The sequence below is a fragment of the Streptomyces huiliensis genome, assembly GCF_020037025.1.
In the GTDB taxonomy this organism is placed as follows: domain Bacteria; phylum Actinomycetota; class Actinomycetes; order Streptomycetales; family Streptomycetaceae; genus Streptomyces; species Streptomyces huiliensis.
This window is the reverse complement of record NZ_JAIQLH010000151.1, coordinates 1-19,647: the sequence shown is the minus strand read 5'-3', so window position 1 is coordinate 19,647 and position 19,647 is coordinate 1. Positions and strand designations below refer to the sequence as shown.

Sequence of the window (19,647 nt, the reverse complement as noted above, 5' to 3'; positions counted from 1 at the left end):
CCGGGCGGTCCGGTCAGAACCGGCCGCCGCCGGCCCCGACCACCTGGCCCGTCACCCAGCGCGCCGCGTCGGAGGCGAGGAAGCCGACGACCTCCGCGACGTCGGCCGGCTCCCCCAGCCGTCCCAGCGGCGTCCCCGCCACGTTCTCCGCCGCCACCTCGGGCGGCAGCGGCGCGCCGGTGTCCCGGGTCAGGCCCGGCAGCACGCAGTTGGCCGTGATCTGCCGGTGGCCGAGCTCCTGGGCGAGGACGAGCGTCATGGCCTCGCAGGCCGCCTTGCTGGCGGCGTAGACGCCCGCGCCCGGGCGGTGGGTGCGGGTGATGCCGGTGGAGACGACGACGATCCGGCCGCCGTCCCGCAGCCGGCCGGCCGCCTCGCGCAACCCCAGGAAGGTGGCCCGGGCGTTGCCGGTGAAGTGGAGGTCGAAGTCCTCCTCGGTGGCCCGGGCGAGCGGACCGAAGCGGCTGACGCCGACGTTGCCGACGAAGACGTCGAGGCCGCCGAAGTGCCGTTCGGCGGCCTCGAACAGGGCGCGGACCTCCGTCGGGTCCGTGGCGTCCGCCCGGACGGCGACCGCCCGGCCCCCGTTCCGCTCGATGCCGTCGACGACCCGTGCGGCGGCCTCCGGGTCGGCGCGGTAGTTGACGACCACGCTGGTGCCGTCGGCGGCCAGCCGTTCGGCCACCGCCCGTCCGATGCCGCGTGAGCTTCCCGTGACGAGCGCTGCCCTCTGGGGTGCCATGGACGTCTCCTCCGTTGTGGGACGGTGCGGGGCTGACGACGGTAGCCAGCGGGCGGCCCCGGGCACAGCCGTCAGGCCACGCAGATCCCCTCGACGGCGACCTTGGTGTAGACGTGCGGGGAGGCGGTGATGGCGTCCGGGTAGCCGGCCCTCGCCCGCTGGAACTCCGGCCGGGAGAAGGCCGCGAGGAGCGCCTCGGTGGACTCCCAGACGGCGATGTTCAGCCACATCCGGCTGCCGCCGGTGCCCCGGTGCAGCTGGGTGGAGATGAACCCCGGCTGCGCCTTCATGAAGCCGGCGTCCTCGCGCCAGGTGCGCTCGAACCGCTCCGCGTGCTCCTCCGGCACGACGAAGGTGTTGACGAGCGTGATCGGCCCGGTCCGCTCCTTGAGCTGGGCGGGGAAGGGGGTGGTGGGGTCCTGGTCCTGGAGTCGCACGGTGTCGTTTCCCTTCTCGGTGGGACGGGTCAGAGCGGCCGGGGCGCGAGGTCGTCGGGGGTCAGTTCCACGACGGGCAGCCGGTGCCGTACCCGCTTCTGGAACTCCGCGATGAACGGGAAGACGCCGACGAAGCGGTCCCACATCAGGTCCCGTTCCTCCCCCTCCAGGATCCGCGCGGTCACCGGCACCCGCTCCGGCCCGATGTCGGCGGTCGCCCGCGGGTCGGACCGCAGGTTGAGGTACCAGGCCGGCTGGGTGGCCCGGGGCCCTCCCGGCACGTCGAAGTGGCCCGGCGCGGCGCAGACGTAGTAGCGGCCGCGGTCGTAGACGTAGCCGACCGGGTTGGTGCGGGACAGGCCGGTGCGGCGTCCGGTGGTGGTGATGAGCATGGCGTCGAGGCGGCCGAAGCGGCCGAGGATCCGGCCCTGGGACCGGCGGTAGAGGTGGATGTTGAGCTTCAGGAAGGCCCGGTTGATCCGTTTCGCCGTCGCGGAGGGCGGCTTGGAGTAGAGGTAGACGTTCAGCCGGGTGAACGACCGGACGAACACGTTGGTGTCGTCCAGCCGGGCCGTGCCGCGCGACCAGGGCGCGAGTTTCTCGGGCATGCGGGTGCTTCCTCTCCCCGGCACTACAGCGGCTTCCTGCCCTTGAGCAGGGAGCGTGCGGCGCCGGTGGCCAGTGAGCGGCTGATGGTGCGGAGTTCGGGGTCGGTGCAGGTGCGGGCTGCCCAGTGGACGAAGCGGGCCACGGTCGCCGTGCTCGGGTGGACGAAGCGGGTGGACTCGTCGTCCTTGAAGCCGAACACCGGGTTCAGGCTCTCGCTCCGGTCGAGCGCGGCGAAGATCGCGTCGGCGGCCTCGTCGCCGGTCATGGTCCCGGACTCGTACTTCTCGCAGACCTCGGCGGTGAGTTCGAGGACGTGCTTGAACTCCGGTTCCGGCCACCACAGTCCGGGGTGGTCGACGGTCTCCAGCAGGGTCAGGTGCCGTTCGTCGCCGTCGGCCTCGTAGCGGGCGCGGGCGTCGTAGAGCCGCATCGCACCCGGGGTGAGCCAGCCGGCCCAGACCCGGAAGACCGCGTTCCAGAGGCGGAAGTGCTCGAAGGCGATGAAGGAGCTGTCGACCAGTTCGTCGTTGCGCCGCAGCAGTCCGCGCTCCAGCTCCTCGACGTAGCCGAAGCGCTCCTGCGACCAGTCGTCGTCCCGCAGGGCGGCGACGATGCGGGTGCAGAGCGAGTAGACGACCTCGAAGGTGTTGGACAGGCCGCGGGAGAACAGCGGGTCGATGAAGCCCGCCGCGTGCGACATCAGGCACCAGCGGTGGCCGATGGACCGCTTGGACGAGTACTGCAGCCGCTCGGTCGACACCCACTCCCGCACCCGGTGGGCGCCCTCGAACTGGCGCCGGACGGCGGGGTAGCGGTCGAGGAAGGAGGCGAACTCCTCCTCGGGCGTGAGGTCCCGGGGCTTGGGGTACCGGCGCGGGTCAATGGTCAGGCCGACGCTGCACAGCGGGTTGCGGGAGCCCTTGACGTTGTCGAACGGGATGATCCAGAACCAGCCGCGCTCGATCATGTGGTGCAGGGTGCCGGCGTGCCAGGCGGCCGGCGGGCGCAGGCTGCGCGGGTGGTGGGAGACGTCGTCGAACGGCCTGACGCCGATGTAGTGGGTGAACAGGGACCGCGAGTGGTGCCGGAACCGGCAGGGGTCCTCGCGGAGGCCGAACTTCTCGGCGAGGGGCGAGCGGAAGCCGCTGGCGTCGATGAGGTAGCGGGCGCGGAACACCTCGCCGTTCTGGCCGGTGACGGTGACCCCGTCGTCGTCGAAGTCCAGGTCGCGGGCCCGCCAGTTCTGCCGGGTGACGCAGCCGTAGCGGGCGGCGACGTTGAAGAAGTGCTGGTCGGTGTCCTGCCGGTAGAGGTGGCTGGCCTGGGTGAGGATCCGGGGGATGACGAACATCGTCGCCTCCTCCGGGTCCGGCTCCGCGCCCGGCTCGTGGCGGATGAACCCGAAGCTCTGCTTGCGGCCGTGCCGGGGGCCGATGTTCCGGTGCACCGCCTTGGTGTCCAGCAGGTGGCCCAGCTCGGGGACGTCGAAACGGGACTTGAGGATGTGCAGCCACTCGACCAGCTGCGGCGTCATCGACTCGCCTATGGCGAACCGGGGGTGCTGCGCCGCGTCGACGAGCACCACCCGGGCGCCCTGGCGGGCGAGGATCGCCGCGCTGACCGTGCCGGCGAGGCCGGATCCGAGGATCAGGACGTCGCAGGGGTGCGGCGGGCCGGCGGGTGCCGGCCGGCCGGGTTCCTTGATCTTGCTGGGCATGGGCCCGCCTCTCTCGTCGTCTCGGCTGTTCCGTGCCGTCCCCGCGCCCCTTGACCCGCTCCCTGACGTCCCCGCGCCGAACCACCGCTCCAGCGCCGGCCGCGGGTCCGCCGTCCGGTCCCCCGCCCAGGCCACGTGCCCGTCCGGGCGCAGCAGGACGGTCTCCGCGCCGATGGGCTTCCTTCCGGCGACGAGCCCCACCCGGCCGCCCGTCAGCGCCGCGAGGTCGTCCCGCCGCCGGGGGTCGCCGGAGAGGTCGAGGAGGACGCCCCGGGCGCGCCGCAGCAGGGCCGCGGCCTCCGGGGTGCCGGTGGCGCGGGTCAGGTCGGCGGGGGTGAGCCGGGTGCCGGTGAGCGGGTGGCCGTCGTCGGCGCCGTAGCGGACGTCCGGGCCGTAGCGGACGTCCAGGCCGCCTGCCCGGGCCGCCAGCCGGTCCCGTACGGCCCGGTGGCCGAGGAGTTCGCCGAGGACCTCGCGGGTGGCGTCGACCTCGGGGCCGCCGAGGAGCAGCGTCGCCTGGGCGGCGATGTGGTCGAGTGCCGTACGGCCCGCGGGGTGGCGCTCGGCGTGGTAGGTGTCCAGGAGCCCGGCGGGGGCGTGCCCGCGCGCGGCGGCGGCCAGCTTCCAGCCGAGGTTGGCGGCGTCCTGGAGACCGAGGTTGAGGGCCTGTCCGCCGACCGGGAGCTGCCGGTGGGCGGCGTCCCCGGCGAGCAGGACCCGGCCGCGCCGGTACGCGTCGGCCTGGAGGGAGACGTCGCCGAAGGCGTTCACCCAGAGCGGGGTGCCGGCCGTGACGTCCTCGCCGGTCACCCGCCGCCAGGCGGCGGCCACTTCGGCGAACTCCGGGGCGCCGGAGCGTGTGGCGGGCGCGCGCCCGAGCTCGTGGACCATGATCCGGGTGACGCCGTCGCGGGTGGCGGCGACGGCGAGCCCGCCGGGCAGCCGCTCGAAGCGGCGGTCGGGGACGGTGACGCCGGTGACGTCGCAGCGCAGCAGCTCGCGCCCGGCCTCCCGGCCGTCGAAGCGGAAGCCGGCCAGGGCGGCCACGGTGCTCCGCTCCCCGTCGCAGCCGACGGCGTACGCGGCCGTGACCCGGACCGTCCGCCCGCCGGCCACGGCCTCGACCTCGACGCGGTCCGCCGCCTCGCGCAGCCCGCGCACCTCGTGGCCGCGCCGCAGGTCGGCGCCGAGGGCGGCGGCCCGCTCGGCGAGCAGGGCCTCCAGCCGCGTCTGCGGCACCTTCCACTGCCCGGCGTACGGCGAGGGCTGGCCGCTCAGGTCGAGCGGCAGCCCCGCGTAGTGGCCGACGGGCTGGTGCGGCGGGGTGCCCAGCGGCTCCGACAGGCCGCGCTGGTCCAGGAGTTCCATGGTGCGGGCGTGCAGGGTGGAGGCCCGTGACTCCCGCGTGGGTGCGGGCAGCCGCTCCAGGACGGTGACGCGGGCGCCGCCCAGGCGCAGTTCGACGGCGAGCGCCAGGCCGACCGGCCCGGCGCCCACGACGACGACATCGGTGGCATGGTCGCCCATGTCACCGCCGGCCTTCCGCGTACTCCTTGGCGCGGCCCAGGGTGGCCCTGCTGTTGGCGCTCAGGGCCTCCCTGACGTACGCCGCGGCCTCGGGGACGCCGGCGTCCTCGCCCAGGACGCGGGTGATGTTCTCCGTCGCAAGGACGACGGTGTGCCGCGCGGTGGCGAGGGTGCCGTCCGCGTCCCGCTCCAGCCGCCACCGGCCGGTGTGCAGGCTCATCAGGGCGGGCAGCGTGGTCTGCTTGTAGACGATGAGATGGTGGGGGAAGCAGACCCGCACCGACTCGGTGGTGTGCGTGCTGCCGTCCGGGGCGCGGGTGTCCATCCGGAGTCGCTGGAGCCCGGGGGTGTCCTCGGCCAGGGCGACGCCGGCGACGTGCGGGAGGCGTTCGGCCCACCGGTCGGCGCGGTCGAGGAACTCGTAGACGTCCTTGGCCTCGCCGTCGATCCGGACGGTGTCCTCGAAGTCGAGGACGCTCCCGTCCGGCGCCGCGGCGGCGGACTCGGCGTGGGCCTTGAGCGCCGCCAGTTCGGCGCCGCTGTTGCGGTCCACGGCGGCCTCGATCCAGGCGAGTCCGTCCGGGGCGTCGTCGGCGGCCCGGTAGTGGTGCCGCAGCGTGACGCGGGTGGTGGCGTGCGACAGCGGGTCGACCAGCCAGGTGCCGCCCATGGCCGCCACGGGTGGCGCCGGCACCTCCTGGCGGAACTCGATCCGCCGCCGCACGGGGTCGAGCAGGCGGAGGGAGGTCCAGGTCTTGGCCGTGCCGTTGGCGGTGGCCCAGAGGCGGATCCGCTCGGACGCGCCGACGCGTTCGACCCGTTCGGCGTGCACGGTGGGCGGGAACAGCAGGGGCCAGTTCTCCACGTCCGCCAGCAGCGCGTAGACGTCGGCGGCGGGTGCCGCCACGGTGACGCCGTGCTCCGCCTCGCGGGTGCCCGGCTCCGTCATCGGTTTCTCCTCTCGGGAAGGCCGGAAGTACTCACAGGCCGGAAGGTGCTCAAGTCCGGAAGGCGCTCAGAAGTTGCCGAGCCCGCCGCAGACGTTGAGGGCCTGCGCGGTGATCGACGCGGCGGTGTCCGTGACCAGGTGGCCGACGAGCCCGGCGACCTCCTCCGGGGTGGAGTAGCGGCCGAGCGGGATCTTGGCTTGGAACCGCTCCAGGATCGCGTCCTCGGTGGTGCCGTACGCCGCCGCGTAGCCCTGCCGGACCCGCTGGGCCATCGGGGTCTCCACATAGCCGGGGCAGACGGCGTTGACGGTGATGCCGGTGGGCGCGAGCTCGTTGCCGAGGGCCTTGGTGAAGCCGACGACCCCGTGCTTGGACGCCGAGTAGGGCGCGCCGAGCACCACGCCCTGCTTGCCCGCGGTGGAGGCGATGTTGACGATCCGGCCCCAGCCGCGGTCGCGCATGCCGGAGCGGTTGAGCACCTCGCGGGTGACGCGGAAGACGCTGGTGAGGTTGGTCTCGATGACGTCCTGCCAGAGGTCGTCGGCGATCTCGGCGGTGACGCCGCCGCCGCTGCGCCCGGCGTTGTTGACCAGGACGTCGATCCTCCCGTACCGGTCGACGGCGGCGCCGACCCAGGCCCGGACGGCGTCGGCCGAGCGGACGTCGCACGCGGTGCCGTCGACGTCCAGGCCCTCGGCCCGCAGCTTCTCCGCCGTGGTGCGCACGGCGTCGGCCGAGCGGGCGCAGACGAACACGCGGTGGTCGCCCGCCGCCAGCTGCCGGGCCACCGCCAGACCGATGCCGGAGGTGGCTCCGGTGACGAGGGCGACGCGCTTGTCCTGTGTCATGGTGCTCCTCGCAGAGTCGTCGGAAGGGTGCTCACGGCCGGGCCGGGTGCGCCTCGGTGATCCGCCGGTTGACGGCGGCGAGCAGCTCCCCGAGGGTCGTGGTGTCGTTGAGGCAGTCCTCGTCGAGGGCGACCGCGTAGGTGCGTTCGATGCGGCCGCCGGCCTCCAGGCGGGCGAGCGAGTCGTAGCCGAGCTGTTCGAAGGTGAAGGCGCGGATGTCGCCGGCGAGTCCGGTGCCCTCCTGCTCGCCGGCTGCCTCGCGCAGGATCCGTTTCAGGTCGTTCAGGGTGAACTCGGCGTGCTCGTGCGTGGTCATGCGTTCCTCCGATGTGCTTCCGGTGTGCCGTGGGCCCCTCCGCCCGTGCCCGTCCGCTACGCCCCCGCGCGCCGGACGACCAGGGCGGAGTTGAAGCCTCCGTGTCCCCGGGCGAGGACGAGCACCGTCTCCAGGCGCGCCGGCCGCGGCGCGCCGACGACGAGGTCGAGGCCGTATCCGGGCAGCGGGGTGACGTTGACGGTGGGCGGGACGACGCCGTCGGCGAGCGCGAGCAGCGCGGTGACGACGTCGAGGGGGGCGGCGCCGGAGAGCAGCCGCCCGGTCATGGTCTTGGGCGCGGTGACGGGGACGCCCCGGGGGCCGAACACGGCCGTGAGGGCGTCCGCCTCGATGCGGTCGAGCTCCGGGACGGCGGCCGCGTCGGCGAACACCAGGTCGACGTCGGCGGCGGTGCCGCCCGCGTCGTCCAGGGCCAGTTCGATGGCGCGGCGCAGCCCGGGTTCGCGGCCGGTGCCGGGTTTCGGGTCGAAGGTGGCGGCGTACCCGGCGATCTCGCCGTAGGTCCGCGCGCCGCGGTCGCGGGCGGAGTCGGCGTCCTCCAGGACGAGGAGGGCCCCGCCCTCGCCGGGCACGTGGCCGGCCGCGGCGGCGTCGAAGGGCAGGTAGGCGCGGTCGGGGTCGGTGGCGGTGGACAGCCGGCCGCCGGCCATCTGGGCGACCAGCCCCCAGGAGCAGATGGAGCCGTCGACGCCGCCGGAGACCACCAGCCGGGTGCCGCCGCGGATCAGCCGCCGGGCCTGCGCGAGCGCGTCGAGCCCGCCGGCCTGGTCGGAGACGACGACGCCGCACGGGCCACGCATGCCGTTGCGGATGGAGATCTGGCCGGTGTTGACGGCGTAGAACCAGGCGAACGACTGGTAGGCGCTGACGTACTGGCCGCCCTTGCTCCACAGGTTGCGCAGTTCGCGTTCGCCGAACTCGAAGCCGCCGGAGGAGCTGGCGGTCACCACGCCCATGGAGAACGGGTCCCGCGCGCCGGGGTCGACGCCGGCGTCGGCGAGCGCCTGGTCGGCGGCGACGAGCGCGAGCCGGGTCATGTGGTCGGTCTGCGGGAGCAGGCGGCTGGGCAGGTGGTCCTCGGGCCGGAAGTCCGGGACCTCGCCGGCGAGGGTGACCGGGTAGCGCGAGGTGTCGAACTTGCGGATCGGGCGGATGCCGCCGGTGCCTGCGCGGGTCGCCCGCCAATACGCGTCCGTGCCGAGCCCGTTGGGGGCGGCGACGGCGACCCCGGTGACGACGGCGGCGGTCATGCGGCGCTCCGCAGGACCATGGCGCTCTGGAAGCCGCCGAAGCCGCTGCCGACCGTGAGCACGGTGTCGGTCCGGTGCTCGCGCGCCTCCAGGGGTACGTAGTCGAGGTCGCACTCCGGGTCGGCCTCGTGGAGGTTGGCGGTGGGCGGGACGACGTCGTGCGCGAGGGCGAGCACGGACGCGGCGATCTCCAGGGAGCCGATCGCCCCGAGCGAGTGGCCGATCATCGACTTCACCGAGCTGACCGGCGTCCGGTAGGCGTGCGCGCCGAGGCTGCGTTTGAACGCGGCCGTCTCGTGCCTGTCGTTCTGCCGCGTGCCGGATCCGTGGGCGTTGACGTAGTCGACGGCTTCCGGAGCGATCCGCGCCTCGGCGAGCGCCCGGGTGATGGCCTCCGCCATCTCCCGGCCGTCGGCGCGGAGTCCGGTCATGTGGTAGGCGTTGCTGCGGGTGGCGAAGCCCGCGATCTCGGCGCGGAGGAAGGCTCCCCGGCGGCGCGCCCGTTCGTACTCCTCGATGACGAAGATCGCCGCGCCCTCGCCGAGCACGAAGCCGTCCCGGGTGCGGTCGAAGGGCCGGGAGGCGTGCTCCGGGTCGTCGTTGCGGGCGGTGGTGGCGCGGATGGCGTCGAAGCAGGCGACGGTGATCGGGGAGATGGGCGCGGCGGCGGCCCCGGCGACCATGACGTCGGCGGCGCCCTCCCGGATCAGTCCGGTGGCGTACCCCACGGAGTCGAGGCCGGAGGTGCAGCCGGTGGAGACGACCGTGGTCGGACCCTCGGCCCCGACCGACCACGCCACTTCGGCGGCGAAGGAGCTGGGGACGAAGTAGTCGTAGAGGTGCGGGACGGCGTAGGCGTGGTCGACGGCGTCGAGCCGGCCGCCGTCGCTGACGACGCGGTACTCGCGGTCGAGCGCCATGGTCGCGCCGACGCCGCTGCCGATGGTGACGCCGGTGCGGTGCGGGTCCGCCTCGCCGGGGGCGAGACCGGCGTCGGCCATGGCCTCGGCGGCGGCGACGACCGCGAACTGCACGGCCCGGTCCATCCGTCGGACGTCCTGGGGGCCGAGCCCGTGGTCCTCGGGGTGGAAGTCGACCTCGGCCGCCACCCGGGACCGGAAGCCGGCGGGGTCGAAGAGGGTGATGCCCCGGGTGGCTGTCCGGCCGGCGCTGAGCAGGCTCCAGTACTCCTTGGTGCCGACCGCGCCGGGCGCCACGACCCCGATCCCGGTGATGACGGCGCGGCGCCCCCCGCGGGCGCCGCGCCGGTCCGTGGTGCCGTTCACTTGCCGCTCCAGTGGTAGAAGCGGGTGGCCATGGCGTCGGCGGGCGAGCGCCAGGTGGCCGGGTCGTAGGCAGTGATGTACGGCTTGAGGTCCTCGCTGACCTTGACGAACAGCGGGTGGTCGCGTGCCTGTTCGATGGCCGCGCCGCCGTGGTCGGCGTCGAAGTCCTGGAGGTGGAAGTAGAGCCCCCGGTAGTGGAAGAGCTGGCGGCGCCGGGTGCCCATCAGTTCGGGCATCTCGGTGCGGTCGAACTCCCGGAAGATGCGGGCCACTTCGAGGACCGAGGCCGGGTCCGTCCGGGCGACGATGAGGGTGCTGTGCATGGTTCCTCCGTTGTCGGAAGGGGTGTTCACTGAGTGGCCGGCCCGAACCAGCGCCGCAGGGCGGCCGGCAGCGTGGCGGCCGGGCCGCCGTCGGGCGCGGCCCAGGCGACGTGTCCGTCGGGCCGGACGAGCAGGGCGGCGGTGCCGTCGAGCGGGCCGCCGGGCGTCGCGCGCGGGGCCGCGGTGACGACGTCGACCCGGTCCGCCCAGGGCCGGGCCGCGTGCCGTACGTCCGGGCCGGCGGCGAGGTCGAGGAGGACCCCGCGGCCGGCGTGGAGCGGTGCGAAGGTGGTGGTGGGGCCGTGCTCGCCGACGAGGTCCGCCGGGGGCAGCCGCCGGCCGAGGAGCGGGTGGCCGCCGGGGCCGCAGTCGTACCGGACGTCGAGTCCGCTGACCATCCCGGCCAGGTGCCGGCCGGCCTCCGGGAGCTCCATCAGCTCCGCGAACACCGCGCGCAGCGGCAGCGTCTCCTCGCCGCTGAGGTAGAGCAGGCCCTGCGCCCGGGTGTTGGTCAGCAGCCGGGCGCCGACCGGGTGCCGTTCGGCGTGGTACGTGTCGAGCAGGCCGGGCGGCGCCCAGCCGCGGACGGTCGCGGCGAGCTTCCAGCCGAGGTTGGCGGCGTCCTGGACGCCGACGCTGAGGCCCTGGCCGCCGGCGGGCAGGTGGGTGTGGGCGGCGTCGCCGGCCAGCAGCACCGAGTCCTTCCGGTAGGCGGCGGCCTGGTGCGTGGCGTCGCCGAAGGAGCTGACCCAGTGGGCGGTGCCGCCGCCGATGTCCTCGCCGGTCAACCGCCGCCATGCGGCGGCGACTTCGTCGAAGGTGACGGGACGGTCGCGCCGCCGGGGCGGGGTGCCGCGTTCGCAGACGATCACGCGGTCCACGCCGTCGGCGAGCGGGGCGGCCATCACCATGCCGCCGGGCAGGCGTTCGCCGATCGGCCGCGGCCGGATGCCTCCGCCCTCGGCGCAGGCGACGTCGGCGAGGAACATCTCGCGGGTCGACGCGGAGCCGGGGAAGGCGATCCCGGCCGCGCCGCGGACGAAGCTGTGCCCGCCGTCGCAGCCGACGAGGAAGCGGCAGCGGAGCCGGCGGCGGCCGGCGGGCGTCTCGGCCTCGACCTCGGCGCCGTCGGGGCCGTTGACGAGCCCGACGGCCTTCCAGCCGCGCCGGATCTCCGCGCCGAGCTCCGTCGCCCGGTCGGCGAGGACGGCTTCGGTGCGCGCCTGGGGGATCCCGCGGGCGCCGAAGTGGCCGCCGTCGAGGACGCCGTAGTCGAGGGGGATCCCGCCGAAGTGCCCGCGGGTGTCGGTCTCCACGGTGCCGAAGCGCGGCAACAGGCCACGCTGGTCGAAGAGTTCGGTCGCGCGGGCGGTGAAGCCGAGTCCTCGGGACTGGCCGGTGGGCCGGTCGAGTGCGTCGAGGACGAGGACGTCGACGCCGCCGAGGCGCAGTTCGGCGGCGAGGAACAGGCCCGTGGGGCCGGCGCCGACGACGATCACCGGTACATCCATGCTGTCTCCTCGCCCCGGGCGCGGCAGGCGGGCGGGCCCGGCCGCGGCAGGGGAAGTGGCGGACGTGCGGGCGCGGGAGGGCGCGGAAAGGCGCCGTGGCCGGGCCCTGCGGGAGTCGCGAGAGAAGGGGGGATCGCGCGGGAGGAGATGGCTCCCGCTTCCCGGAAGCGGACACAGATCTGCCGCTGCCCATTAGCGTGACAGTGCGGCTGACTCCATGTCAAACAGCGCAGCTCAACCGGGAATTACACGATCGCGAGGGAACGGGAATGCCTTCCCGGACCACCGGAACGGCCCCGCGCATTCCCCTTCCGGCGACCGCGGGTCGGAATCCGCTTTCCCGCCCGAATACATGTAGACAACACCCTCGGGTCCTTGTAGGGTCCGACCCTGCATCGCATGGAACGCACGCCGCCCCACCCACGCTTCGGGAGCGGTGAATCGTTCCGCCCGGTCCGACTTCGGGCGCGATGCCACGGGGGCCAGAAACGGGGGTTCCAGATTTCATGATCGGAAATCTGGTACGGCACGTCGCACGCTCATTTCCCTTCCCGACCGGGTTTTTCCGGAACGCGGGACTCACCGGCCGGCGGACCGGCGGAAGCGGAATCCGCCGTGGCCGTTCCGGCGACGGTCCCGGAAGCGGCCCGGAACCCGCTCACCGATGCCGCCGCCGCCCGCTCCGGGGGTCCATCCCACTCCCGGGCGCGGCGCTCCCGGTGCGCGCCCCCGCGCCGGTACCCCACCACGAGCCTCGGGAGAAGGAATGAGTTCTTCAGGACCGCGCTCTTCGGGACCGCGCGCGTCGGAACCGCGCGCGTCAGGCCCGTCCGGAACACGCGCCACCGCCTGCAGCACGGGACACCACACCCTCCCGCACCGCCGCCCCGGTACGCCGCGGCCGTGCCCCTCCTGCCGGAGCGCGCTGCGGATCTGCCTCGGCGAGCTGCCGGAGATCTACGCCGACTGCGAGGCCGCCCTGCTCCCCCGCAGGCAGGGGCCGCTCCGGCCGGTCGGCGGCCCCCGGCGCCCCTCGGGGCCGCCGCTCGACGAGGGCGCGATGGCGACGCGGTCGCGGATCCTCGGCACCCTGTCCTCCTGGGCGGCGCTCGTGGCGGACGAGCGCGGGGCGGGCGCGCCGCGGCGGCGGCCGGCCGAGCTCGCCGCGTTCCTCCTCGTCCACCTGGACTGGCTGCTGTGCCATGCCGCGGCCGGGGACTTCGTCGAGGAGCTGCTCGACACCGCCGACCACGCCCGGCGTTCGGCCTACGTCAAGCCCTCGCTCGCCAAGGACCTCGGCCGCTGCGTCCACCCGGGCTGCGAACGGCCGCTCTCCCCGGTCCCCGCGGCCGGGACGAAGGGGGTCGGGCAGGTGCGGTGCGCCGCCGGGCACACCTGGCTGCCGCACCAGTGGCTCGCGCTCATGCGGAACCTCCGGCGGGAGCGGCGACCCGGCCGTTCCGAGGGCGCCGCGTGACCGCCGCCGCCGAGGGGGACGCCGACGGGGAAACCCGGCTCGTCACCACCGAACTCGCGGCGCTCGCCGCCGGGGTCTCCCCCGCGACCATTCGCAAATGGTCCAGCCGGGGAAAGATCACCCGGTACGGAAGCAGCCGCCGGGCCCTCTACGACCTCACCGAAATCATGAATGTCGGTACGGCCGGTTCCTCTCCTTTCCCTGACGCCGGAACCTGATCCCTCCGCATTTCTCCGCGATTCCTTCACGCTTTCACGACCGTTCACCCGGAATGAAAGCCGGTGGCATCCGAGCGAAAGGCGCGGAGAACGCCCCGCCCGCCGCGCCGCGCCGGGTGACGGGGGATTTCCCGGCGCACGGGCGGCGGGCGGGCCTGCACGGCCGCCGCCGGCCCGGATCCCACGCGGATCGCCGAGCCGGCGGGACCGTGCGGTTGCCGGTGGGGCGCCGTTCTCCCGGCGCCCCACCGCGTCCCTCCGTGGTGCTCACCCTTGAGAGGGGGACGGGCCCCCGGAGCGTGACATCACCCGGACTGTGAGCCGGGTCTCATACGGTCGGCCACGACGGCGGGGCTCCCGGCCTCCCGCCCCGCTCCCCCACCGGCCCGCCCCGCTCCCCCACCGGCCCGCGCAGCTCCGCCGCGAGCAGCACGAACCACGCGCCGACGAGCGCCAGATGAGCCCGCTGCGGAACTCCGTGCCAGCCCGGATGGCCGAACAGCGGGCCCACGGTGGCGACGGCGGTGGCGAGGGCGGCGGCCGGCACCCAGGGCGTCCAGCGGCCCAGCACGGGCCACCGGTCCCGGGCCGCCGCGACCGTGAACAGGAACATCGAGCCGAACAGGGCGGCGTGCACCAGGCCGCTGGTGGTGGTGTGCCAGGGGTTGACGGCTTCGCAGCCGGGCTCCACCGAGGGGGCGCAGCGCATGGGGACGATCGCGTCGGCCACCGAGCAGATCCCGAAGGCGACCAGGCACCACCAGCCGGCGTCGGCCACCGGCCCCGCCCGGCGGTCCCTGGCCAGCAGCGCCCCGGCCACCACCAGGGCGGCGGCCAGGAGTTCCGCGGCCCCGAAGAGGACGTGGAAGCGCTGGTCGGCGGCGTAGAGCTCGCTGACGTAGGAGTGCCGGAGGTCGAGCCCGGTGGGCAGCACCAGCTCCAGCAGCCAGTCGTTGTAGACGACGGCCGCCGTGAGCAGCAGGGCGGGCGCCACGACGGTACGGACGAGGGAGCGGCGCCGTGGCCGGGCCGGTGGCGGGGCGGGCCGGGGCCCGGCGGGTGCGAGCGCGGTCCGCCGTGAGCCGGGGGAGGGAGGTTCGTACAGGGCCTGCCTCCCGTGGTCGGGGCAACTGCTGCCAGTGCCGTCGTTCATCTTCGCGCCACCCCAGTTCCTCATTGTGTGTACCGGGACCTCGCCCCCCGCAAACGGGACGTCCGCTTCCCCCGAGTGCCCCCGCAGAGGGGTGGCAATCGGTTCCCGGGCATACGGTTCGAGCCATACGGGGAGGTCAGCCGCCGTCCGTCCGAGGCAGGAGCGCGCGTGGGTCAGGTGTGGAGCTCTCGTTCCGGAGGAGCCGTCCGGGCGTGGGCGGACGCGTTCGGCGCGGTGGCCGCCGCCGTGGCCGCCATGGTCGCCACCGCCGCCCTGGGCCTGTGGGCGGCCGGGGCCGGCGGGCTGCCGTCCGGTGCGTTCCCCGCCGTGCTGGCGGCGACGCTGGTGGCGGCCGTGGGCGGGACGGTGGAACTGACCGGCGGCGCGGGGGCCTTCGGCCGTACGGGTGCCACCCTGGCGGTGGTCCCGCTCTCGGTGTCCCTGGCCGGGGCGCTCGCCCTGGTGGCGGCCCTGCTGCGACCGCTGCGCCGCGGGCCGGCGCCGGACGGGCGGGAGCTGGCGGGCCGCGCGGTGCGGGTGGCGGTCCTCTGGGTGCCGGCGCTGCTGGTCCCGGCCCTGACCGCGCGCCACACCTTCCGGATCGGGCTGGGCGGCGGGCTGCTGGACGAGATCGGGGAGGCGCTGGACGTGCGGCCGGAGGTCGGTTTCCGCGCCGATGTGGCGGTGACGGTGGGCCGGGGGCTGCTGTGGCTGCTGGTGCTGTACGTGCTCGTCGTCCTCGCCGCGCGCCGCACTCCGCTCCCTCCCCCGCTGCGCCGCTTCCAGGACGCGGTACGCCCGCCGGTGCGGGCGGTGCTCGGGCTGCTGCTGGGCTACGTCCTGCTGGGGCTGGTGGTGGGGCTGGTGACGCTGTGCACCCGGGGGCACCCGGCGGAGACCGCGGCCACCCTCCTGCTGGGCCTGCCCAACCTCTCCTGGCTCGCCCTGGGCACCGGCCTCGGCGGCGCCTGGGAGGGTAACGTGCCCGACGCCATCGGGCTGCCGGTGCCGTACGCGCTCGCCGCGGTACTGCGGGAGCCGGGCGGCGGCACGGCGACGGTGGACCTGGGCTCGCTGGGCCGGTACGACGACCGGGCGTGGGTGCTGGCCCTCGCGGCGGCCCTCGCGGTGGCGACGGCCGCGTTCCTGATGGCCCGCCGCTTCCCCGCGCCGTGGTGGCGGCAGGCGCTCCGGCTGGGGCCGGCCCTGGCCGTGGCGCTGGTCGCGGCCGGCTCGCTCACACGGATCTCCGCGCGCTACGGCCTGTCCCTGCTCGGCCTCGGCGACCTGGACGCCTTCGGCGGCGCGGTCCGGCTGGACCCCCGGCTGCCGCTGCTGCTGGGCTGGGGCCTGCTGTGGGGTCTGGTCGCGGGGGCGCTGGCGGGGGTGGTGGCCGGACCGCTCGCCCGCGCCCGGGAGCGGCGGGACGGCGCCGGTTAGGCTGACGGCGCGCGCGACCGGAGGGAGGCGGGGGATGGCGGGGGACGAGGCGCCGCTGCCGGTCTTCGTCTACGGCACGCTGCGCCGCGGCGGCGGCAACTACCCCCTCTTCCTGCGCGGACGGACGACCGCCGAGGTCCCGGCCCGGCTGCCGGGCGCGGTGCTGTACGAGGGGCCGGGCTACCCGTTCGCGGTGTCCGCGCCGGCCGGTGAGATCCGGGGCGAGCTGATGACGCTCGTCCCCGGCCGGTACGCGGCCGTACTCGCCGCCCTCGACGTGCTGGAGGACCACCGCCCGGGGGACCCCGGCAGCCTCTACGACCGGGTGGTGCGCGACGTGCGCACCGAGCGCGGCGAGTCCGTCCGCGCGTGGGTGTACCTGGCCGCCGAGCGGGTCGCCCGCCGGCTGCGCGCCGAGGGCATCAGGGTTCCCGGCGGCGACTGGCCGCGCCGCGTGTGATCGCGGGCGTGCGCCGCGTCACCGGTCGTCCCACATGCTGAACGGTCGCCGAACTCGCGCAACCCGGTGGCTCTTTGGCCTGTCTTGCGGGCCAGGAAGACAACCTGTCGCCCACCGTTCACTATCCGTTGATTTCGTGTCAAAAGTTGATCAACTGTTGTGAACACCGTGTAAACAGTCTTTCCATGCGCATGCCAAGCGCTGCACAGTCTGCCCGGGACCACAGGTTCCCGCGGTGCACGAGTGACAGCACCGCCCCCCGCCAGCGGCCCGGCACCCCGGGCCGTCATGACGCAAAGGGCGCTGAACAGTGCGTACATCCCCCACATCCCCTGGCCGAATACTGACCGTCGCCGTCGCGGTGGCCGCGGCGGCCGCCATGGCCGGCGGTGCCGTGGCCGCCCCGGCCCCGGCGCAGAGCGCGACGAAGACGGTGGCCAAGGCGAGACCCGGCTCCGGAGCCACCCAGGCCGCCGGCGCCGACGTGGTGCGGGCGGCCCGTTCCGCCGCCGTCGCCCACGCCAAGGTCACCGGTGTCGGCCCGCAGGAGACGCTGACCGTCAAGGACTCCCTCGTCGACCCGGAGGGCAAGCGCCACGTCCGGTTCGAGCGCGCCTACAAGGGCGTTCCGGTGGTCGGCGGTGACCTCGTCGTCCACCTCGACGCCAAGGGCGGCTTCGCGGGCGCGACCCGGGCCGCGCGCCACCGGCTGGCCGTGAAGTCGGTCAAGCCGGAGCTGTCGGAGCGTCAGGCGGCTGCCAAGGCCGCCGAGGCGGTCAAGGGCACGGCGGGCCGGACCGAGCTGGTGGTGGACGCCACCGGCGGCAAGTCCGTCCTCGCCTACCGGGTCACCGTCTCCGGCGGCCGCGCGGCCGAGAAGGGCGCCCTGCGCGCGGTGACCGTGGACGCCGTCTCCGGCAAGGTCCTCGCCACCACGCCGCTCACCGACGCGTTCATCTCCCCCAAGCTCAAGGACACCCTGCGCGCCAAGGGCCGCACCGCCGCCCCGCGCCTCGGCGCGGCCGCCACCCCGAAGGCCGCCGGCTCCGGCGCGGCGTCCACCTACCCCGCGCAGGCGAACGGCACCGGCGCCTCGATCTTCGACGGCACCGTCCCGCTGGTCACCACCCAGACCGCGCGCAGCACCTTCACCCTCAAGGACCTCAGCCGCGGCAGCGCCGAGACCCGGACCGCGGGCGGCCAGGAGCTCGAGACCTTCACCAAGGGCAAGGCGTTCACCAACAGCACCAACCGCTGGGGCAACGGCACCGCCTCCGACCCGACCAGCGCCGCCGTGGACGCCCAGTTCGGCGTCACCAGCACCTTCGACTACTACAAGAACGCCTTCGGCCGGAACGGCATCAAGAACGACGGCGTGGGCCCGCGCGCCCTGGTGCACTTCGGCAACAAGGTCGGCAACGCCTTCTGGTCGCCCGACTGCTGGTGCATGCTCTACGGCGACGGGGACGGCGAAACGTTCAAGCAGCCGCTGGTGGCGCTCGACGTGACCGGCCACGAGCTCACCCACGGCGTCATCTCGGCCACGGCCGGCTTCGAGCCGACCCGGGTGGACGCGCAGGGCAACCAGTTCGGCGAGGCCGGCTCGCTCAACGAGTCGTTCGCGGACATCTTCGGCACCGGCATGGAGTTCCGCACTAACAACGCCGGCAACCCGCCGAACTACCTCCTCGGCGAGAAGCTCGGCCTGGACCAGCAGTTCCTGCGCCGCCTCGACAAGCCCTCGCTGGACAAGCTGGAGGGCACGGTCGACTACTGGGACTCCGGGTCCTACGACCGTGAGGTGCACGCCGGTTCGGGCGTCTCCTCGCACGCCTTCTACCTGCTCGCCGAGGGCAGCGGCAAGAAGACGATCGGGAAGTTCTCCTACGACTCCCCCACCTACGACGGCCAGTCGGTGACGGGCATCGGCCGGGACAAGGCGGAGCAGATCTTCTACCGGGCGCTCACCCGGTACATGGTCTCGACGACCGACTTCCACGACGCCCGCAAGGCCACCCTCCAGGCCGCCGCGGACATCCACGGCGCCGGCAGCGCCGAGTACAAGGCCGTCGACCGCGCCTGGGCCGCGGTCAACGTGACCGAGGCCAACACCCCGTCCGCCCAGCGCTGACGAGGACCGCGGGCCCCCGGCCGGCCGGGGGCCCGCGCGCTTCACCCGACCCGCTCCACCTCCGGGAACCCGGCCGGCGGCACGTCCCCGGGCCGCGTGTCCCGGTCCCGCAGCCGCCGGTCGAGGAAGGCCGTGACGAGCGCCCGGGTGATCGCGACCGACCGGTCCGCCGGCAGCGCCCCAACGACCTTCGTCACCGTCTCCCGGGGGACCGTGCCCCGCTCGGCCAGCCGCGGCAGCAGCGCGGCGGCGTCGTTGAACGCCCCGTGGGCGGTGTCGCGGACGATCAGCCGCCGGACCCGGCCCCGGCTGTTCCCGACCAGCGCGTCCCACGAGGGCCGGTTCTCGTCCGCGTCCGCGGCCGAACCGACCAGCAGGAACGGCCGGTCGAGCCCCTTCTCCGCCACCTCGCTCAGCTCGACCCCCTTCCCGTCGGCCGTCTTCGGGAAGTGCATCTGCCCGTCCAGGTTCACCCCCGCGACGAGCCGCGTGTCACCGCGCATCGCCTGGGCCGCCGTGAAGCCGCCCGCGGAGTGCCCGGCCATCCCGGTCCGCGACAGGTCCAGGGCCTCCGCCAGCCCGCGCGGCAGCCGGCCCGCCGCCGTCCGGCCGTGCCGGAGGGCGTGCAGCCGGCCGAGGACGAACCCCACGTCGTGCACCCGGGCCTCCATCGAATGGCGGGTGAGGTAGACGAGGTCCGGGTGGTCCTTCATGTACGCGGGCAGGACGGACACTTCCAGCGACCCGTCCGGGAACCGCACCTCGGACGCCTCGTAGGTGTGGTCGATCGTGACGACGACGTAGCCCCGCGAGGCCAGTTCCTCGACGAGGCCGGTGCCCCAGGTCCGCGGGTCGCCGGTGCCGGACGACCAGAGCACGACCGGGCGGGGCCCGCCCGGCAGCACCCGGGCGCCGGGGCGGGCGTGGCTCCGCGTCTCGCGCCAGTCCGTACTCCCCGGCGGCACCTGGTAGTTGAGGGCGGCCATGCCGTCCTCCCCGCCGAAGTGGACCGCCGCCGCGGGCTCCATGTGCGGCGCGGGCTCCGCGCCGCCCGTCCCTGGGACGGCCGGGTACCAGAACGTCACCATCAGCTCGCGCCGCCGGTCACCCCGCCACGGGTCGGGCCGGGCGGCGTCGGTCAGGTGCAGCGCGACCGTACCGATCGCGTACGGGCCGGTGGGCGCCGGCAGCCGGAGCGGCACCGGGCCGGCCGCGGGCCGGCCGGGGGCCG

At 74.8% G+C, this 19,647-nt stretch carries 18 protein-coding genes; 5 read left to right on the top strand and 13 right to left on the bottom strand.

All coding sequences use genetic code 11. The features are described 5' to 3' along the window. Nucleotides 1-13 precede the first annotated feature (13 nt). The 11 genes from JNW98_RS23445 to JNW98_RS23395 all read right to left on the bottom strand — a co-directional run bounded on the left by JNW98_RS23445 (nt 14) and on the right by JNW98_RS23395 (nt 11,537). Complete coding sequence (locus tag JNW98_RS23445; RefSeq protein WP_223770255.1) at nt 14-742, bottom strand: SDR family oxidoreductase; 729 nt, start codon at nt 740-742, stop codon at nt 14-16. 71 nt (nt 743-813) lie between these two features. Beyond that, nucleotides 814-1,179: an antibiotic biosynthesis monooxygenase family protein gene (locus JNW98_RS23440; RefSeq protein WP_223770254.1), complete on the bottom strand. Its 366-nt coding sequence runs from the start codon at nt 1,177-1,179 to the stop codon at nt 814-816. A gap of 29 nt (nt 1,180-1,208) precedes the next feature. After that, the gene (locus JNW98_RS23435) at nt 1,209-1,787 is read right to left on the bottom strand and encodes a nitroreductase/quinone reductase family protein (protein ID WP_223770253.1); all 579 of its coding nucleotides are present in this window, start codon (nt 1,785-1,787) and stop codon (nt 1,209-1,211) included. Nucleotides 1,788-1,810: 23 nt separating this feature from the next. Then, on the bottom strand, nt 1,811-5,032 hold the full coding sequence (locus JNW98_RS23430; protein WP_223770252.1) for an FAD-dependent monooxygenase: 3,222 nt from the start codon (nt 5,030-5,032) through the stop codon (nt 1,811-1,813). 1 nt (nt 5,033) lies between these two features. After that, nucleotides 5,034-5,981 (bottom strand): aromatase/cyclase, encoded by a 948-nt coding sequence (locus tag JNW98_RS23425; protein WP_223770251.1) that lies wholly within the window; start codon nt 5,979-5,981, stop codon nt 5,034-5,036. 66 nt (nt 5,982-6,047) lie between these two features. After that, nucleotides 6,048-6,830, bottom strand: coding sequence for a 3-oxoacyl-ACP reductase FabG (fabG, locus tag JNW98_RS23420; RefSeq protein WP_223770250.1), 783 nt, complete (start codon nt 6,828-6,830; stop codon nt 6,048-6,050). A gap of 31 nt (nt 6,831-6,861) precedes the next feature. Next, nucleotides 6,862-7,146, bottom strand: a complete 285-nt coding sequence (locus tag JNW98_RS23415; RefSeq protein ID WP_223770249.1) for an acyl carrier protein — start codon at nt 7,144-7,146, stop codon at nt 6,862-6,864. A gap of 56 nt (nt 7,147-7,202) precedes the next feature. Next, nucleotides 7,203-8,417, bottom strand: a complete 1,215-nt coding sequence (locus JNW98_RS23410; RefSeq protein WP_223770248.1) for a ketosynthase chain-length factor — start codon at nt 8,415-8,417, stop codon at nt 7,203-7,205. Next, nucleotides 8,414-9,703: a beta-ketoacyl-[acyl-carrier-protein] synthase family protein gene (locus tag JNW98_RS23405; protein WP_223770247.1), complete on the bottom strand. Its 1,290-nt coding sequence runs from the start codon at nt 9,701-9,703 to the stop codon at nt 8,414-8,416. Before JNW98_RS23405 ends, JNW98_RS23410 begins: the two co-directional genes overlap by 4 nt. After that, nucleotides 9,700-10,026, bottom strand: coding sequence for a TcmI family type II polyketide cyclase (locus tag JNW98_RS23400; protein ID WP_223770246.1), 327 nt, complete (start codon nt 10,024-10,026; stop codon nt 9,700-9,702). Before JNW98_RS23400 ends, JNW98_RS23405 begins: the two co-directional genes overlap by 4 nt. 26 nt (nt 10,027-10,052) lie before the next feature. Next, nucleotides 10,053-11,537: an FAD-dependent monooxygenase gene (locus JNW98_RS23395; RefSeq protein ID WP_223770245.1), complete on the bottom strand. Its 1,485-nt coding sequence runs from the start codon at nt 11,535-11,537 to the stop codon at nt 10,053-10,055. Nucleotides 11,538-12,303: 766 nt separating this feature from the next. Here JNW98_RS23395 and JNW98_RS23390 point away from each other — a divergent pair. Next, nucleotides 12,304-13,014 carry a hypothetical protein gene (locus tag JNW98_RS23390; protein ID WP_223770244.1) on the top strand — a complete coding sequence of 237 codons (711 nt, stop codon included), beginning with the start codon at nt 12,304-12,306 and terminating at the stop codon, nt 13,012-13,014. Beyond that, entirely contained in the window at nt 13,011-13,232 is a 222-nt protein-coding gene (locus JNW98_RS23385) for a helix-turn-helix domain-containing protein (protein ID WP_223770243.1), read from the top strand. The genes JNW98_RS23390 and JNW98_RS23385 overlap by 4 nt, the downstream gene beginning before the upstream one ends. A gap of 328 nt (nt 13,233-13,560) precedes the next feature. Here the strand turns inward: JNW98_RS23385 and JNW98_RS23380 are convergent, their stop codons facing one another. Then, the gene (locus JNW98_RS23380; protein WP_223770242.1) at nt 13,561-14,385 is read right to left on the bottom strand and encodes a DUF998 domain-containing protein; all 825 of its coding nucleotides are present in this window, start codon (nt 14,383-14,385) and stop codon (nt 13,561-13,563) included. 168 nt (nt 14,386-14,553) lie between these two features. Between JNW98_RS23380 and JNW98_RS23375 the strand changes: the two genes are divergently transcribed. The 3 genes from JNW98_RS23375 to JNW98_RS23365 all read left to right on the top strand — a co-directional run bounded on the left by JNW98_RS23375 (nt 14,554) and on the right by JNW98_RS23365 (nt 18,416). After that, nucleotides 14,554-15,825, top strand: a complete 1,272-nt coding sequence (locus tag JNW98_RS23375; RefSeq protein ID WP_223770241.1) for a streptophobe family protein — start codon at nt 14,554-14,556, stop codon at nt 15,823-15,825. 34 nt (nt 15,826-15,859) lie between these two features. After that, complete coding sequence (locus tag JNW98_RS23370) at nt 15,860-16,285, top strand: gamma-glutamylcyclotransferase family protein (protein ID WP_223770240.1); 426 nt, start codon at nt 15,860-15,862, stop codon at nt 16,283-16,285. 379 nt (nt 16,286-16,664) lie between these two features. Beyond that, a complete protein-coding gene (locus tag JNW98_RS23365) occupies nt 16,665-18,416 on the top strand; it encodes a M4 family metallopeptidase (protein WP_223770272.1) in 1,752 nt (583 codons plus the stop codon). Between the two features lie 41 nt (nt 18,417-18,457). On the opposite strand, the gene JNW98_RS23360 is transcribed toward JNW98_RS23365, so the two are convergent. After that, the coding region (locus JNW98_RS23360) for an alpha/beta hydrolase family protein (protein WP_223770239.1) at nt 18,458-19,647 on the bottom strand (1,190 nt) is incomplete at its 5' end.